We start from the raw sequence: 16,244 nt of genomic DNA on the forward strand, positions 1-16,244 counted from the left end.
AGTGTTTGTGTGTTTCATAGGGTTACGGCGGTTATGGCGAAGGGGAAACACCCGGTTACATTCCGAACCCGGAAGTTAAGCTCTTCAGCGCCGATGGTACTGCACCGGGGACGGTGTGGGAGAGTAGGTCACCGCCGGACAATCTTTTGAAGGCCCCCACCATTGGTGGGGGCCTTCATGCTTTCACGGGTTCTTCCCGCTCACAGCCCGCTCACGGCCTTACCCGCGACTCGCTCACGGTCTTCTCACAATCGGGCCTCTCGCGATCTTTTTCACGGGGCTTTCTGGAGTTCACCGGTCTTCCCGAATTCGCACCGGGTGCCGGAAACACGGCCTCGTAATCGGGAACCCGGTAACCGGGAATCCCGATAACCGGGAGCGCTGTGAACGAGACCCGGACGAACGAGAATCCCGGACGATAAGAGTCCCGGACAACGGAGAAGCCCCGGCCCAGAAGGGCCGGGGCTTCTCCGTTTGATCACCCTCGTCAGGGCGTGATGAAGAGACCGTCGCCCACGGTCCGCTCCGCTCCGTCCGAAGGCCGGTTCACGGCCTTGTGACCGACGACCATCACGCTGGAACCGCCACCGTCGAAGTTGATGGCCTGCTTGGCTCCCAGCCACCGCATCAGCTGGGCCGCCTCCACCATCGAGGCGCCCACGGCGACGCCCGGGTTGCGCCCGTCGACGGTGGCCAGGATCAGCCCGCCCGACTTGTCGATACCGACCATCGTGCGCGGGTGGCGCCGGAGCATCATGTTGATCGAGGCGTGTCCGTCGGCCGCCGCGGTGATGCGTACCCGCCCGTTCCTGACCAGCCCGACCCCGCCACCCATGACATGTGTCTCCGGGGTGAGCGGTATGGCCCGCTGGGTGCGCAGGTCGATGACCTTGCTGTCCACCTTCATCCAGGTTCCCTGCGCGTGTTCCTGGAGCCAGACGGCCATGAGGCCGGTGCCGTGGAGCAGGTAGGTGCCCCGGGCGACGATGCCGCCGGCCTGGCGAACCTTGATGACCTTGCCCTGGGCGGCGTCGACGACGACCTCGATGCCGCCGTCGGCGGCCGTCTTGCCGCCGAACTCCTCGGTGTAGAGGACGAGCTCTTCGGCTCCGGCGGCTCGGTTGATGCCGTTGACCTCGGTTTTCGTCCCGTCGGAGGAGATCGCGGTGACCGTCGTCTTCAGCTCGGTGATCCGCGCCTTGCGGCCCTGGGTGATGACGAGACCGCTACGGCCGGGCACGGCCTCGCTGAGGAGCCTGCCGCCCACGACGGACACGCCGACCGGGTCGCCCTGCAGCGCCTTGGCCGTGTGGATGTTGAAGAAGCCGCCGTTGACCCCGGCGATGGCACCGGTCAGCTTCGACATCGAGCTGGTGCTCTCGCGCTTGGCCACGCTCTTGCCGACGCTCGTCTTGAAGGACCCCCTGAACACCTTCGGGTTGACCATCAGCACGCGCATGTCCCAGGGGCCGGTGGTCTCGGTGCCGTCGTCACCGAGATAGTCGGTCTTGGCCCGGACGTCGAACTCCTTGAGCTCCTTCACGACCTTGTCTGCCTTGGCCCGCTGGCCGAACGACCAGAGACCGGTCCGGACCATGTAACGCTCCACGGCGGGCGCGTCCGAGGCGGCGGGCTGCACGACCTTCAGGATCTCGGGAGTGAATCCCGCGGCCTCCACCGCCTGGGCCACTGTCTGTGCGGTGACAAGGGAACCGGCATCATGCCCGTTGGGCATGAGAGCGGAAACTGTCCACCCTTGGGTGGATTTGCCGTGTTTCACACTGAAAAGGGTAATTCCTGGCGCCACGCTCTGCTGGTTCTTCACCGGGGCCATGCTCACGCCCAGCGGGAACGCGGAGGAGGGAAACCCCGAACTCGCCTGCTCCGCCGCGGCGGGAATCGCCACGGCGGTGAGTGTCAGGGCCGTCAATCCAGCGACAAGGTGTCGCGACATGTGCATCTCTCCCCGTTGGTCTCCGACTTCGTGCACCATCGTGCCGAGATCCACGGGTGCGGGGGAGCGAAACACGCGAAACATCCCAAGAAAGTGTCATTACTCACGCGAGACCGTGTAGCTGGAGGGGAGCGGCGAAAAAGCCTCGGCCGGGTCAATGGGCCCGGTCAATGGGCTGATAGGCCTGGTCAATAAGGATTAGTCCCTTGATGTTTCGCCACGCGGGCGGGAAAGCGGCGCTACGGTGCGGTAGGCCGCATTTCCTCAGATCAAGCGGCACATCTTTACGAGAGGCAGCCGTCATGGGGCTGAGCGTTCTCATCGTGATCACCGCAAGTGTGTTCCTCGGTGTCATCCTCGGAGCGATCCTGACGCGTCCGCGCCGCTGGGATCTCCACATCTGCGCGGACGATCCCGTCGACCACGTCCGCATGGATACCGCGTCCGACAGACACGGTTGACCGGACACCATCGATTCAGGCGGGTCCGGTCGCGGGGAAGCCCGGACATCCGCGGGTCGTGCGGCGTCGAGGCGCCGTACGACCCGGGTCGCCGATGCGGGTCAGCCCACGCAGTGATACACCTTGCGCAGGGTCTCGTGGACGATCCAGACGGTCTTGGCACCTTCGGCGAGCAGGCAGACCGACCCGGGGACGAGCTCCAGGGTGGCGCCGCCGTCGACCTCCAGCGTGGCGCGGCCGGACAGGACCACGAACATCTCGTCACGTTCCACATCGATCACCGTGCCCGGCGTGATCTCCCAGATGCCCCGGCTCTGCTTACCGTCCGGCGAGGACCACAGCTCGATCGACGAGACGCGCGGGGAGCCCGCCAGGATTTGGTGGGGCTCCAGCTCGCCTGGTGACAGCCGTACGTCTTCGGTGGGGACGGAGAACGCCCCGGCGGCGGTGACCATCCGGGACAGATCGGCGGTCTCGGGGACGAAGATCTCGGTCATGGGGGCCTTTCAGGAACGGGGACTGTCTCTTCGGAAGGACTCCAGCGCCAGGAGGGCGACATGGAGGGAGAGACAGGATTCGACATCGTCCAGATCGGTGTCGAGGACGCGCTCCAGCCTACGGAGGCGGTCGTAGAAGGCGGGCCGGGACAGGTGGGCCCGCTGGGCGGCGACGGCCTTGTTACGGCCCGCGTCGAGATAGACCCGCAGGATCCTGGTGAGATCGCCGCCGCGCTGGGCGTCGTGGGCGAGCAGCGGGCCGAGCTCGCGCTCGGCGAAGGTCTGCAGCCGGGCGTCGTCGCGCAGAAGATGGAGCAGGCCCCTCAGGCGGAGGTCGGGCAGCCGGTAGAAGGGGCGGCCGTCGGGCTGCCTGACGGCGACGTCGGCGACCTGCTCGGCCTCCAGGAAACTCCTCCGCACGTCGCGGACCGACTCGACCACGGAGCCGGCGGCGAGGACGAAGGGGGTCGTGAAGGCGACGCGCAGGTGGTCGGAGAGCGTGGTCAGCGCGGACTCGGGCAGGACGCGCGGCGGCAGGGGGAGCAGGACGCCGACCCGGTTCTGGTCCAGCGCGCCGATCAGGGCGGGAAGGCGGGCCTCGCGGCAGGCCGCGGAGGCCGCGTCCGCCAGTTCGCCCAGCTGGGCGAGCTGTTCCTGGCCGTCCGGCATGTTCTCCGACGGCTCGGCCAGGCGGAGCACCACGCTGACGAGCTTGCGGCCGGTGAGCGGCACACCGACCGCGCGGGCGCGCGCCGCGGCCTCCTCGGGGTCGGCGTACGCGTGGGTCAGGATGCCGGTGATGATCGTGCCGTGCGCCTGGCGTTCCAGTGACTCCTGGTGGCGCTCCAGCAGGCGGCCCAGAGCGAGAGTGGTCGCGGCGCGCTCGGCGAGCACGATGTCGCGCGGCCCCGGCTCCGTGTCGCAGAGCAGGATCAGGCGGCCCCAGTCCTGGCCCCGCGCGCCGACCATGGTGACCAGCCAGCCGGAGGCCGCGTCGTAGGCGGTGCGCAGGTCGGGGGCGACCGCGCGGGAGCGGGTCTCCCAGCCCGCCAGCAGCGATCCGGTGTCGCGCCCGGCGGTCTCGCAGGCCAGCACCTGGTGCGCGAGGTTCTCCAGCAGCGCCGGGTATCCGGACAGCCGGGTGACCTGGCCGAGGACCTCCGCGGGGGAGGCGCCCTCGACCGACAGCTCGGTGAAGACCTCGTGCAGTTGCTCGGAGGCGCGGAGCTCCTCCAGCTGGGCGTCGATGATCCGGGCGTGCACCGACTCGGTGATCTGCACGAACGGTGTCTCCCTGGCCAGGGTGACCAGGGGAAGGCCGTGATCCTCGGCGGCGCGGACCACGGCGCCGGGCAACTCGCCGATGAACTTGCGGCCCAGCTCCACGATCAGCCCCGACGCGCCCACGGAGACCAGCTCGGCGATGTAGTCGGCCAGCTTGCCGGGGTCGTCGGGCAGCGCTATGCCGGTGGTGAGCACGAGCTCGCCGCCGCGCAGCAGGTGCGCGATGTCGGTGACCTCGCCCACGTGCACCCAGCGCACCCGGCTGTCCAGCCGGTCGGCTCCCGCCACGACCCGCGGATTGCCCCGGCGGACGGTGTCCAGAGCGAGGACGTCGGCGACAGTAGGGAGCACCCGCCAAGAATATCCGATCAGCATGTAAGCGCGAGTGGCATGTACTTTACAGCCTGTTTGCCCCCCGCCCGTTTCCCGGCTGCCTTCTCGCCCGTATGTCCCCGTTCCCCCGTTTCCCGCTCGCTTTTCGCCCGCCTAGGATTACCTCACCTTTTACGGCCGAGGGCGCGAGGGTGGACATGGTTGAGACCGCCGGCACGGTGCGGAGCAGGGCCACGAAGGGCGCTTCGGACGTGGAGGAGCTCGATCTCCGGCAGCTCCTGGCGGGCCTGACCGCGGTGCGCGACGGCGACTTCGGCACGCATCTGCCCGAGGACGGCGACGGGCTGCTGCAGGAGATCGCCACCGTCTTCAACGGGATGGTGGACCAGCTGTCGCTGTTCACCTCCGAGGTGACCCGGGTGGCCCGCGAGGTGGGCACCGAGGGACAGCTGGGCGGGCAGGCCGAGGTACCGGGCGTCTCGGGCACCTGGAAGGACCTCACCGACTCGGTGAACGCCATGGCGGGCAACCTCACCGACCAGGTACGCGACATCGCCCAGGTCGCGACCGCGGTCGCCACCGGCGACCTGTCGCAGAAGATCACCGTGGACGTGCGCGGTGAGATCCTGGAGCTGAAGAACACGCTGAACACGATGGTGGACCAGCTGTCGTCGTTCGCCGACGAGGTGACGCGGGTGGCCCGCGAGGTGGGCACCGAGGGCAGGCTGGGCGGGCAGGCGGAGGTGACCGGCGTCGCCGGCACCTGGCGCGACCTCACCGACTCCGTCAACTTCATGGCGGGCAACCTCACCGACCAGGTGCGCAGCATCGCGCAGGTCACCACGGCGGTGGCCAAGGGCGACCTGTCGCAGAAGATCACCGTGGACGCCCGGGGTGAGATCCTGGAGCTGAAGAACACCATCAACACGATGGTGGACCAGCTGTCGTCGTTCGCCGACGAGGTGACGCGGGTGGCCCGCGAGGTGGGCACCGACGGGAGGCTGGGCGGGCAGGCCGACGTCAAGGGCGTATCGGGCACCTGGCGCGACCTCACCGACTCCGTCAACTACATGGCGGGCAACCTCACCGACCAGGTGCGCAACATCTCGCAGGTGGCCACCGCCGTCGCCCGCGGCGACCTGTCGCAGAAGATCACGGTCTCGGCGCGGGGTGAGATCCTGGAGCTGAAGAACACGCTGAACACGATGGTGGACCAGCTGTCGTCGTTCGCCGACGAGGTGACGCGGGTGGCCCGCGAGGTGGGCACCGACGGGAGGCTGGGCGGCCAGGCCGACGTCAAGGGAGTATCGGGCACCTGGAAGGCGCTGACCGAGTCGGTGAACGTCATGGCCGACAACCTCACCGCCCAGGTGCGCAGCATCGCGCAGGTCACCACGGCGGTGGCCAAGGGCGACCTGTCGCAGAAGATCCGGGTCGACGCCCGCGGCGAGATCATGGAGCTGAAGGAGACCATCAACACGATGGTCGACCAGCTCTCGGCCTTCGCCGACGAGGTGACGCGGGTGGCCCGCGAGGTGGGCACCGAGGGCAACCTCGGCGGCCAGGCCACCGTGCGAGGGGTCTCCGGTACGTGGAAGGACCTCACCGACAACGTCAACTCGATGGCCAACAACCTGACCAGCCAGGTGCGCAGCATCGCGCAGGTCACCACGGCGGTCGCCCGCGGCGACCTGTCGCAGAAGATCACCGTCGAGGCGAAGGGCGAGGTCGCCGCGCTCGCCCAGACCATCAACACCATGGTCGACACGCTGAGCGCGTTCGCCGACGAGGTGACCCGGGTCGCCCGCGAGGTCGGCACCGAGGGCGAGCTGGGCGGTCAGGCCCGCGTGCCCAACGTGGCCGGCACCTGGAAGGACCTCACCGACAACGTCAACTCGATGGCCAACAACCTGACCAACCAGGTGCGCAACATCGCGCAGGTCACCACGGCGGTCGCGCAGGGCGACCTGACCAAGAAGATCGACGTGGACGCCCGGGGCGAGATCCTGGAGCTGAAGACCACCATCAACACGATGGTCGACCAGCTGTCGTCGTTCGCCGCGGAGGTCACCCGGGTGGCCCGCGAGGTCGGCAGCGAGGGGCGGCTGGGCGGGCAGGCCGAGGTCGAGGGCGTGTCCGGCACCTGGAAGCGGCTGACGGAGAACGTCAACGAGCTGGCCGGAAACCTGACCCGCCAGGTGCGCGCGATCGCCGAGGTGACCAGCGCGGTGACCTCGGGCGACCTCACCCGCTCGATCACCGTCGACGCCTCGGGCGAGGTGGCCGAGCTCAAGGACAACATCAACTCCATGGTGAAGTCGCTGCGCGAGACCACCCTGGCCAACCAGGAGCAGGACTGGCTCAAGTCGAACCTGGCCCGCATCTCCGGGCTGATGCAGGGCCACCGCGACCTCGCCGTCGTGGCCGAGCTGGTGATGAACGAGCTGGCCCCGCTGGTCTCCGCCCAGCACGGCACGTTCCTGCTCGCGGAGGAGAAGCCGGACGGCTCGGAGTTGCGGGTGGTCGGCTGCTACGGCCACCGGGAGACCGCCCGCCGCCACTTCTTCGGGGACTCGCTGGTGGGACAGGCCGCCGTGGCCAAGCGGTCCATCCTGGTCGAGGACATCGCCGCCGGATACATCACCGTCTCCTCGAGCCTGGGAGCGGCCGGCCCGGTCAACCTCATCGTGCTGCCGATCATCGTCGAGGACCAGGTCCTCGGGGTGATCGAGCTGGCCAGTCTCAACCGCTTCACCCAGGTGCACCGGGCCTTCCTGGAGCAGCTGGTGGAGACCATCGGCGTCAACGTCAACACGATCGTCGCCAACGCCCGTACCGACTCCCTGCTCACCGAGTCGCAGCGCCTCGCGACCGAGCTCCAGGTCGGGCAGGAGGAGCTGCAGCGCTCCAACGCCGAGCTGGAGGAGAAGGCGGAGCTGCTGGTCCGGCAGAACCACGACATCGAGACGAAGAACAGGGAGATCGAGCAGGCGCGGCAGGAGCTGGAGGACCGGGCCAAGCAGCTCGCGCTGGCCTCCAAGTACAAGAGCGAGTTCCTGGCCAACATGAGCCACGAGCTGCGCACCCCGCTCAACTCGCTGCTCATCCTGGCCCAGCTGCTGGCACAGAACCCGGCCCGCAACCTCACCGCCAAGCAGGTGGAGTACGCCAACGTCATCCACTCGGCGGGCACCGACCTGCTCCAGCTGATCAACGACATCCTCGATCTGTCGAAGATCGAGGCGGGCAAGATGAACATCAGCCTGGAGCCGCTGCCGCTGCGCCAGCTCCTGGACTACGTCGAGGCCACCTTCCGCCCGCTGACCACGGAGAAGGGGCTGCGGTTCGACGTCGTGGTCGCCCCCGACGTGCCCGAGGAACTGCTCATGGACGAGCAGCGGCTCAGGCAGGTGCTGCGGAACCTGCTCTCCAACGCGGTGAAGTTCACCGAGAAGGGCTCGGTGGAGCTCCGCATCGAGCGGGTGGGCACGATGAACCTGCCGGGGGCGTACGGGCAGGAGGCGCTCGCCTTCCAGGTCGTCGACACCGGCATCGGCATCGCCGAGGAGAACCTCTCCCAGATCTTCGACGCCTTCCAGCAGGCCGACGGCACGACCAGCCGCAAGTACGGCGGCACCGGGCTGGGGCTGTCCATCAGCCGCGAGATCGCCGCGCTCTTCAACGGCGAGATCCGGGCGGTCAGCGCCTTGGGCTCCGGCAGCACCTTCAGCCTCTACCTGCCGATCGCCGCCCTCACCCCGGCAGCCGCCCACGCGCGCACCGGAGGCGACCTCGGCGCCGCGTCCGCCCCGGTCCCGCCGGCGCATCCCGCGCCGGTGGCCGTGCCTCTCGAGAGATTCCCGGGGGCGGAGGTGCGGCGCCTGCTCGTCGTGGAGTCCCGCCCCAACGGGCTGCTCTCGCAGCTGGCCGAGAGCGTCGTGGCCGACCTGCCCGAGACGCACGGTCCCGTCCAGGTGTCGACCGCCAACGACCCGGTCTCCGCCCTGGAGATCCTGGCCGCGGACGACCACCACTGCATCGTGCTCGACCTGGGCATGCGCCAGGACGGGGCGGCCGACTTCCTGCGCATGCTGGACGACGACCCGGCGCTGCGCGGGCTGCCGGTGCTCGCCCACCACACCCGCACGCTCACCCGGCCGCAGGAGAACCTCCTCAAGGGGCGGTCCAACACCCAGCCGCTGGAGCGCCTGCCCAGCCTCGACGAGCTGCGCGAGCGCATCACCCTGCACCTGTCCGCGCCGGAGCCCGGTGACGTGCTGCCCCTGGTGCAGGCCAGCCCCGACGAGCGGCCGCAGCCGGTGGAGGAGGTGGACGCCGTGCTGGTGGACAGGAAGGTCCTGGTCATCGACGACGACGTCCGCAACGTCTTCGCGCTCACCAACATCCTGGAGCTGCACGGCATGCAGGTCCTCTACGCGGAGAACGGCCGCAAGGGCATCGAGATCCTGTCACGCAACGAGGACATCGACCTGGTCCTGATGGACATCATGATGCCGGAGATGGACGGCTACGCCGCGACCGCCGCCATCCGCAAGATGGCCGACTTCGCGGATCTGCCGATCATCGCGGTGACCGCCAAGGCCATGCAGGGAGACCGGGAGAAGACCCTGTCCGCGGGGGCCAGTGACTACGTCACCAAACCCGTCGACGCCCAGGAGCTGCTCCGCCGCATCCAGCGGTGGCTGGAGATCTAGGGCGAGGGCGGCGTCCCGCGTACCGTCGGCGTCCCCTGGCGCCCGGCGTCTCCCGGGTTCACCCCCGGTGTCCCCCCGGAGGCGCTGCCGGCCTCGTCCCCGGCGGCCGGGCTGCCCGCCTCCGGGCGGCCCCGCGACGCCGGAGGTGACGCGGCGCGGTTCAGGCGGGCCTCCAGGCCGTCGAGGAGGCAGGTCAGGCCGAAATCGAAGTTGAGCGCCCTCGTGGTGTCGACGTCCATGCACCTGAACTCGGCGTAGCGGGCGGCCAGCTCCGGATGATCGGCAGCGGCCTTCTCCACCATGGGCTGGATGGACTCGTTCAGCTCGTCGGAGGTGAGGCCCGTCCGGTCCAGCATGGACCGCCAGGAGAGTTCGGGCGCGGTGATCCCGAGCACGTAGGCCATGAGGGTCGAGGCGGCGTAGTCCTGGTCGAGGCCGCGGAACCCCGCGTGGTCGAAGGTGGCGACGAGGCCGCTCATCATCCGCATCGCGTTGGGGCCGATGGCGGGGGTCGTCCCGATGAAACTGATGACCCAGGGGTGTCTGAAGAGCGCCTGGCGGATGCCGTACGCGAAGGAGGAGGCGGCGTTGCGCCAGGTGGTCTCCTGGACGTTCAGGACGGTGAACTCGCCGTAGACCTCGTCGAGGACCAGCTCGAGCAGCTCGTCCTTGTTGGCCACGTGCCAGTAGACGCTGGTCGTCCCCGAACCGAGCCTGGCACCCAGGCGGCGCATGCTCAGCGCGTCCAGCCCTTCGGCGTCGAGCAGTTCCATCGCCGCGCGCACGATCTGCGCGCGGCTGAGGGTGGGGCTTTTCGCGGTGCGCTGCTCGCGCGTCCAGACGGAGCTGAAGTGCTCTTTCACCGTTCAAGCATAAATCCGCTGGCACGCTGTTCGAGGTTATCGTACAGTGTGCGAGTGGAATCGAACACTGTACGAGTCGAACGCGATCCGAGGCGCTGGTGGATCCTCGGAGTGCTCTGCCTGAGCCTGCTGGTCCTCGTGGTGGACAACACCGTCCTGAACCTGGCGATCCCCGCCCTCATGGTCGACCTGGGGGCCGGCCCGTCGGACATCCAGTGGATCATCGACGCCTACGTCCTGGTCTTCGCCGGGTTGCTGCTCACCTCGGGCAGCCTGTCGGACCGCTACGGCCGCAAGCGCTTCCTGATCATCGGCCTGGTGCTGTTCGGCGGAGCCTCGCTGCTCGCCGTGCTGGTCACCGAGCCCTGGCACCTGATCGGCGCCCGCGCGCTGATGGGCGTCGGCGGCTCCATCCTGATGCCGAGCACCCTGTCGATCCTGATCACCGTCTTCGACGAGGAGGAGCGCCGCAAGGCGATCGCCGCGTGGAGCGCGGTGGCGATGGTCGGCGTGATCGCCGGTCCGACGCTGGGCGGCTTCCTGCTCGAACACTACTGGTGGGGGTCGATCTTCCTGCTCAACGTGCCGGTCGCGGTCGTCGCCGTGATCGCGGCGGTGCTGCTGATGCCCGAGTCGCGCGGCCCGGCGAGAAGGCTCGACCCGGCCGGCGTGGTGCTGTCCACGGCCGGCATGAGCGCCCTGGTCTACGTGGTCATCTCCGCGCCGACCGCGGGCTGGACCTCGGCGGAGTCGCTGGTCGCCGCCGGGGTGGCGGTGGTCGCGCTGACGGCCTTCGTGATCTGGGAGTTGAAATCGGAGCACCCGATGCTCCCGCTCGAACTGTTCCGCAACCGGAACTTCAGCGGGGCGTCGTTCTCGATCGTGCTGATGTCGTTCGGCACGGGCGCGCTGCTGCTGATGCTCACCCAATACCTGCAGTTCGTGCTGGGCTACGGCCCCATGCGGGCCGGTCTCGCGCTGCTGCCGTACGCCGTGGCCGCCGCGCTGTTCAACGGGGTCGGCGCCGGTCTGGGGCAGAAGGTCAGCAACCGGGTGCTGGTCGCCGTCGGTCTCGCCGTGATGGCCGGCGGTTTCGGGGTGCTCGCCTTCATGACCGCCGACACCGGGTACGGCCTGCTGATCACCGGTCTGATGCTCATGGGGATCGGTGGCGGCCTGGCGGGCCCCGCGGCCTACGCGACGCTGATGGGAGCGGTGCCGCCCGCGCACGCCGGTGTCGGGTCGGCGCTCAACGACACCGTCCAGCAGGTCGGCATGGCGCTGAGCATCGCCGTGCTCGGCAGCGTGCTGGCCGGGGTCTACACCTCGTCGATGCCCGCCGACGCCCCGGCCGCCGCGCGCGAGTCGATCGGTGAGGCGCTGCGGCTGGGGGACGCGGGGCTGATCGGGACCGCGCGCGAGGCGTTCGTCTCGGCCATGTCGTTCGGCTCCTGGGTGGGAGTCGGCTTCACCCTCGCCGCCGCCACGCTGGCGTTCCTGGTGCTGCGCCCCGCACCCGCACCCGTGCCCGGGGTCGGTTCGGACACGGACCTGGTGAAAGCGGAGAGCTGAGAGGTCTCCCAGGCCGTCGATCCCGTGCGGCTCGCGCCATCCGTCGCGTGGCGCGGGGCGCGAGCCGCACAGGCCCCTCACGGAGGGCGATCCGCGCCGGCGTGACCTGACAGTGTGATGGGTTAGGCGCGAACATCCCGACATGTTGCAGGTATGAGCGATGGCATCGAGAGGTGATACTCGATGTATGTCGGACCTCCTTGCGCGCCATCGCGCGGTAATGCCCAACTGGCTGGCCCTTTACTACGACGAGCCCATCGAGATCGTCTCGGGCAAGGGAAACCGCGTCGTCGACGCGTCGGGCAAGAGCTACCTCGACTTCTTCGCGGGGATCCTGACCAACATGATCGGGTACGACGTGCCCGAGGTGCGGGAGGCCGTCGAACGGCAGATCGCCACCGGCGTGGTGCACACCTCCACGGTCTACCTGCTGCGCGGCCAGGTCGAGCTGGCCGAGAAGATCGCCAGGCTCTCCGGCATCCCGGACGCGAAGGTCTTCTTCACCAACTCCGGCACCGAGGCCAACGAGACCGCGCTGTTGCTGGCGACCTACGCGCGCAGGTCCGACCAGGTGCTCGCCATGCGGCAGAGCTACCACGGCCGCTCCTTCGGGGCGGTCAGCGTCACGAGCAACCGCGCGTGGAAGAACAACTCGCTGTCGCCGCTGAACGTGCACTTCCTGCACGGCGCCGACCGGCACCTCGCCCAGTTCCGCGGCCTGTCCGACGACGGCTACATCGCGGCCTGCGTCGACGACCTGCGCCACGTGCTCTCCACGGCCGTCGCCGGCGACGTGGCGGCACTGATCGCCGAGCCGATCCAGGGGGTGGGCGGCTTCACCATGCCCCCCGACGGGCTGTTCGCCGCCTACAAGGAGGTCCTCGACGCCGAGGGCATCCTGTTCGTCTCCGACGAGGTGCAGACCGGCTGGGGGCGCACCGGCTCGGCCTTCTTCGGCATCCAGAACCACGGCGTCACGCCCGACATGATGACCTTCGCCAAGGGGCTGGGCAACGGCTTCGCGGTGGGAGGCGTCGTCGCCCGCGGCGACCTGATGGACAACCTCCACGCGGTCGGGCTGGCCACCTTCGGCGGCAACCCGATCTCCATGGCCGCCGCCAACGCCACCCTGGACTACGTCCTCGACCACGACCTGCAGGCGAACGCCGCCAGGACCGGTGCCCTGATCATCGACGGGCTGCGCGAGGCCGCGCCGCGCCTGCCGATCGTCGGCGACGTCCGCGGCAAGGGCCTGATGTTCGCCGTCGAGCTGGTCGACCCGGCGACCGGCGAGCCCTCACCGGCCCTCGCCGCCCGGTTCATGGAGGAGACCAGGAAGTCCGGCCTGCTCGCGGGCAAGGGAGGCCTGAAGGGCAACGTGCTCCGGATGGCCCCGCCGCTCACCCTCACCTTCGACGAGGCCGCCGAGGGACTCGGGATCATCGTCAGCGCGCTCGAAACCATCAACGCCGAGGTCGCCTCGTGAAGAACGTCACCCACTGGATCGGCGGCGGCCCCGTAGAGGGCTCCGGCCGCACCTCCGAGATCTTCGACCCCGCGACGGGAGAGGTCTCCGGGCGGGTCCACCTCGCGTCCGCGGACGAGGTCGACGCGGCCGTGGCCGCCGCCGTCGCGGCCTGGCCCGCGTGGCGGGACGCCTCGCTGGTCAAGCGCTCGCAGGTGCTGTTCCGCTTCCGCGAGCTGATGTACGCCCACCGCGACGAGCTCGCCCGCCTCATCTCGGAGGAGCACGGCAAGGTCCACTCCGACGCGCTGGGCGAGGTCGCCAGGGGCCTGGAGGTCGTGGAGTTCGCCTGCGGCATCCCGCACCTGCTCAAGGGCGGTTTCTCCGAGGGCGTCTCCACCCGGGTCGACTCCTACTCGATCCGGCAGCCGCTGGGCGTCGTCGCCGGGATCACCCCGTTCAACTTCCCGGCCATGGTGCCGATGTGGATGTTCCCGATCGCGATCGCCGCGGGCAACGCCTTCGTCCTCAAGCCGTCGGAGAAGGACCCCTCGGCGTCGCTGCTGATGGCCTCGCTCTGGAAGGAGGCCGGGCTGCCCGACGGCGTCTTCGGCGTCGTCCAGGGTGACAAGGTGGCGGTGGACCGGCTGCTGGAGCACCCGGACGTGCGCGCGGTCTCGTTCGTCGGGTCCACGCCCATCGCCAGGTACGTCTACGAGACCGGCACCGCCCACGGCAAGCGGGTCCAGGCGCTCGGCGGCGCCAAGAACCACATGCTGGTCCTGCCCGACGCCGACCTCGACCTCGTCGCCGACGCCGCGGTGTCGGCCGGTTTCGGTTCGGCGGGGGAGCGCTGCATGGCGATCTCCGTGGTGCTGGCCGTGGACCCGGTCGGGGACGAGCTGGTCGACAGGATCGTCTCCCGGGTCTCCGCGCTGACCGTCGGCCCCGGCGACGACCCCTCCTCCCAGATGGGCCCCCTCGTCACCGGGGCCCACCGCGACAAGGTCGTCTCCTACCTCGACCTGGGCGTCTCCGAGGGCGCGAAGCTCGTCGTGGACGGCCGGCTGACCCCCGTCCTGGGCGGCGGCGCCGCCCAGGAGACCCCCGGCTTCTGGCTGGGCCCCACGGTCCTCGACCACGTGCCCGCCGGTTCCCGGGTCCACCGGGAGGAGATCTTCGGCCCGGTCCTGGCGATCGTCCGCGTCTCCTCGTACGAGGAGGGCCTGGAGCTGATCAACGGCGGCGAGTTCGGCAACGGCACCGCGGTCTTCACCAACGACGGTGGCGCGGCCCGGCGCTTCCAGAACGAGGTGGAGGTCGGCATGATCGGCATCAACGTGCCGATCCCGGTGCCGATGGCCTTCTACAGCTTCGGCGGCTGGAAGTCCTCGCTCTTCGGTGACACCCACGTCCACGGCACCGAGGGCGTGCACTTCTACACCCGGGGCAAGGTCGTCACCTCCCGATGGCTCGACCCGAGCCACGGTGGCGTCAACCTCGGCTTCCCGACCAACGGGTAACCTCCGGACCGCGAGCCCGCGCCCCTCCTGCCGGGGCGCGGGCTCGCGTATTCTCCGGCCTTTTTCCGGCATCTCCGACTCCTCCGGCGCGGCGTGCGGATTCCGCGCGTTCACGGACCCCCGGGGCGGGGGAGGGCCGGTAGGCTCCCGGGCAGATCGGTGGCGACGTCGGGAGGAAACCTCGTGGGCCTCGTGGGCAGGGACAGGCTCCGCCGGGCGCGTCTCGGAGCGCTGCTGGGAGTGGGAGGGCTGGCGCTCGCCGCCTGCGCCCAGGCGGGAGCCGTGAGCGTGGCCGGGCCGGCGCGCGGCCCCGCGCCCTCCGCCACACCCGTGACGCCCGCCGCGACGCCCACCTCTGGGTCCGGCTCGACACCCACACCGGCACCGACCCCCGCACCGACACCGTCGGCGTCCATCGGCAAGGGCGAGGGCACGCTCCAGGTGCTGACCTTCCAGGGGTACGTCGAGTACGGCGGGACCAGCTCGCGGGCCAACTGGCTCGCCCCCTTCGAGCAGGAGACCGGCTGCGTCGTCAAGCTCGACCGGGTCCGTACGAGCGAGGAGATGGCCGCCAGATTCGCCGCGGGCTCCTACGACGCCGTCTCGCCCGCCCCCGACCTGGCCGGTGAGCTGGTGGCGCGGGGGAAGGTGGCGCCGCTGGACACGGCGCTGGTCGCGGGCTACAAGCACATCCCCAAGCGCCTGCGCGAGCTGCCCGGCCTGCGCGTGGACGGCAGGGTCTACGGGATCCCCTACCTGTGGGGGGTCAACCAGGTGGTCCACGAGGAGGGCGGGCCCAAGGAACCGTCGGCGCTCTACGGAGCGGCTCCGGCGGCGATCAGGAACAGCCCGCTGAGCATCGCCGACGCCGCGCTCGCCCTCGGCGGGACGCGTCCGGAGCTGGAGATCGAGGATCCGTTCCAGCTCACCCCCGCCCAGCTCGACGCCGCCGTGAAGCTCCTCGCCGAGGACGCCGGTCCCGACCGGGTCTACTGGGACAGCTCCCTGGAGCTGGTGAGAGCCCTGTCGGCGGGGCCGGTGCGGATCGCCCAGGCCCTCCCGTACCACTTGGACCTCTTCCGGCGCGCGGGCCGGCCGATGAAGGCGTCGGAGGCGCCGGTGACCGGGTGGGCCGACGCGTGGATGCTCGCGGCCAGGCCCGCCAGCCCGAACTGCGCCTACCGGTGGCTGAACTGGATGAGTTCGGCGTCGGCGCAGCGCCCCGCCGCGGCCTGGACCGGGCTCGCCCCGGCCAACCCGGAGGCGTGCGGCGGGCACGCCCGCCGGATGTGCGAGATCTATCGCGTGCGTGACAGCCGGTGGCTGCGCGACGTCCGCTTCGCCACCCGCCCGACGCGCGATTGCGGGGGCCGGAGCGGGGAATGCACCGACTACGCCGACTGGGTGGAGCGCTGGAAGCAGCTCGTGAAGTGACCGGTTCCCCTCGGGGCCGAGCCTGACAGATCAGGTTCCGGCGGATCAGGTCCTGGCGGGGCCGGTGGGGGCCTGAGGGGTCCTGGGCCCGTCCCCTTCCTGGCGGGGCCCTGCCTCTGGCATGTCCGAATGTCTCGCGTATG

At 69.8% G+C, this 16,244-nt stretch carries 10 protein-coding genes and 1 rRNA gene; 7 read left to right on the top strand and 4 right to left on the bottom strand.

The window, feature by feature from the left end:
- Positions 1–23 precede the first annotated feature (23 nt).
- A 5S ribosomal RNA gene (gene rrf, locus ACTOQ2_RS10025) occupies positions 24–140 on the top strand.
- Between the two features lie 347 nt (positions 141–487).
- On the opposite strand, the gene ACTOQ2_RS10030 is transcribed toward rrf, so the two are convergent.
- Positions 488–1,690 carry a phosphodiester glycosidase family protein gene (locus ACTOQ2_RS10030; protein ID WP_440099380.1) on the bottom strand — a complete coding sequence of 401 codons (1,203 nt, stop codon included), beginning with the start codon at positions 1,688–1,690 and terminating at the stop codon, positions 488–490.
- A 566-nt stretch (positions 1,691–2,256) separates the two neighbouring features.
- On the opposite strand from ACTOQ2_RS10030, the gene ACTOQ2_RS10035 reads away from it, so the two are divergent.
- Entirely contained in the window at positions 2,257–2,415 is a 159-nt protein-coding gene (locus ACTOQ2_RS10035; RefSeq protein ID WP_440099381.1) for a hypothetical protein, read from the top strand.
- 101 nt (positions 2,416–2,516) lie between these two features.
- On the opposite strand, the gene ACTOQ2_RS10040 is transcribed toward ACTOQ2_RS10035, so the two are convergent.
- Together ACTOQ2_RS10040 and ACTOQ2_RS10045 are read right to left on the bottom strand one after the other, a co-directional pair.
- Positions 2,517–2,912 (bottom strand): cupin domain-containing protein, encoded by a 396-nt coding sequence (locus ACTOQ2_RS10040; protein ID WP_440099382.1) that lies wholly within the window; start codon positions 2,910–2,912, stop codon positions 2,517–2,519.
- 9 nt (positions 2,913–2,921) lie between these two features.
- The gene (locus tag ACTOQ2_RS10045; RefSeq protein WP_440071018.1) at positions 2,922–4,547 is read right to left on the bottom strand and encodes a PucR family transcriptional regulator; all 1,626 of its coding nucleotides are present in this window, start codon (positions 4,545–4,547) and stop codon (positions 2,922–2,924) included.
- A 179-nt stretch (positions 4,548–4,726) separates the two neighbouring features.
- Between ACTOQ2_RS10045 and ACTOQ2_RS10050 the strand changes: the two genes are divergently transcribed.
- Positions 4,727–9,244: a HAMP domain-containing protein gene (locus tag ACTOQ2_RS10050; protein ID WP_440099383.1), complete on the top strand. Its 4,518-nt coding sequence runs from the start codon at positions 4,727–4,729 to the stop codon at positions 9,242–9,244.
- Here ACTOQ2_RS10050 and ACTOQ2_RS10055 read toward each other — a convergent pair.
- On the bottom strand, positions 9,241–10,107 hold the full coding sequence (locus ACTOQ2_RS10055; RefSeq protein ID WP_440099384.1) for a TetR/AcrR family transcriptional regulator: 867 nt from the start codon (positions 10,105–10,107) through the stop codon (positions 9,241–9,243). The genes ACTOQ2_RS10050 and ACTOQ2_RS10055 overlap by 4 nt on opposite strands.
- A gap of 54 nt (positions 10,108–10,161) precedes the next feature.
- Between ACTOQ2_RS10055 and ACTOQ2_RS10060 the strand changes: the two genes are divergently transcribed.
- The 4 genes from ACTOQ2_RS10060 (at position 10,162) to ACTOQ2_RS10075 (ending at position 16,101) form a co-directional block, all read left to right on the top strand.
- Positions 10,162–11,679: an MFS transporter gene (locus ACTOQ2_RS10060; protein WP_440099385.1), complete on the top strand. Its 1,518-nt coding sequence runs from the start codon at positions 10,162–10,164 to the stop codon at positions 11,677–11,679.
- A gap of 187 nt (positions 11,680–11,866) precedes the next feature.
- The gene (locus ACTOQ2_RS10065) at positions 11,867–13,165 is read left to right on the top strand and encodes an aspartate aminotransferase family protein (protein WP_440099386.1); all 1,299 of its coding nucleotides are present in this window, start codon (positions 11,867–11,869) and stop codon (positions 13,163–13,165) included.
- Positions 13,162–14,667, top strand: coding sequence for a CoA-acylating methylmalonate-semialdehyde dehydrogenase (locus tag ACTOQ2_RS10070; protein WP_440099387.1), 1,506 nt, complete (start codon positions 13,162–13,164; stop codon positions 14,665–14,667). Before ACTOQ2_RS10065 ends, ACTOQ2_RS10070 begins: the two co-directional genes overlap by 4 nt.
- Positions 14,668–14,850: 183 nt before the next feature.
- Positions 14,851–16,101: an ABC transporter substrate-binding protein gene (locus ACTOQ2_RS10075; RefSeq protein WP_440099388.1), complete on the top strand. Its 1,251-nt coding sequence runs from the start codon at positions 14,851–14,853 to the stop codon at positions 16,099–16,101.
- Positions 16,102–16,244: the final 143 nt, after the last annotated feature.

Source organism: Streptosporangium sp. H16, from assembly GCF_051918855.1.
In the GTDB taxonomy this organism is placed as follows: Bacteria; Actinomycetota; Actinomycetes; order Streptosporangiales; family Streptosporangiaceae; genus Streptosporangium.

Coding starts and splice junctions, on each gene's coding strand:
- ACTOQ2_RS10040 (WP_440099382.1), bottom strand. CDS start 2,912: ATGACCGAGATCTTCGTCCCCGAGACCGCCGATCTGTCCCGGATGGTC.
- ACTOQ2_RS10035 (WP_440099381.1), top strand. CDS start 2,257: ATGGGGCTGAGCGTTCTCATCGTGATCACCGCAAGTGTGTTCCTCGGT.
- ACTOQ2_RS10050 (WP_440099383.1), top strand. CDS start 4,727: ATGGTTGAGACCGCCGGCACGGTGCGGAGCAGGGCCACGAAGGGCGCT.
- ACTOQ2_RS10065 (WP_440099386.1), top strand. CDS start 11,867: ATGTCGGACCTCCTTGCGCGCCATCGCGCGGTAATGCCCAACTGGCTG.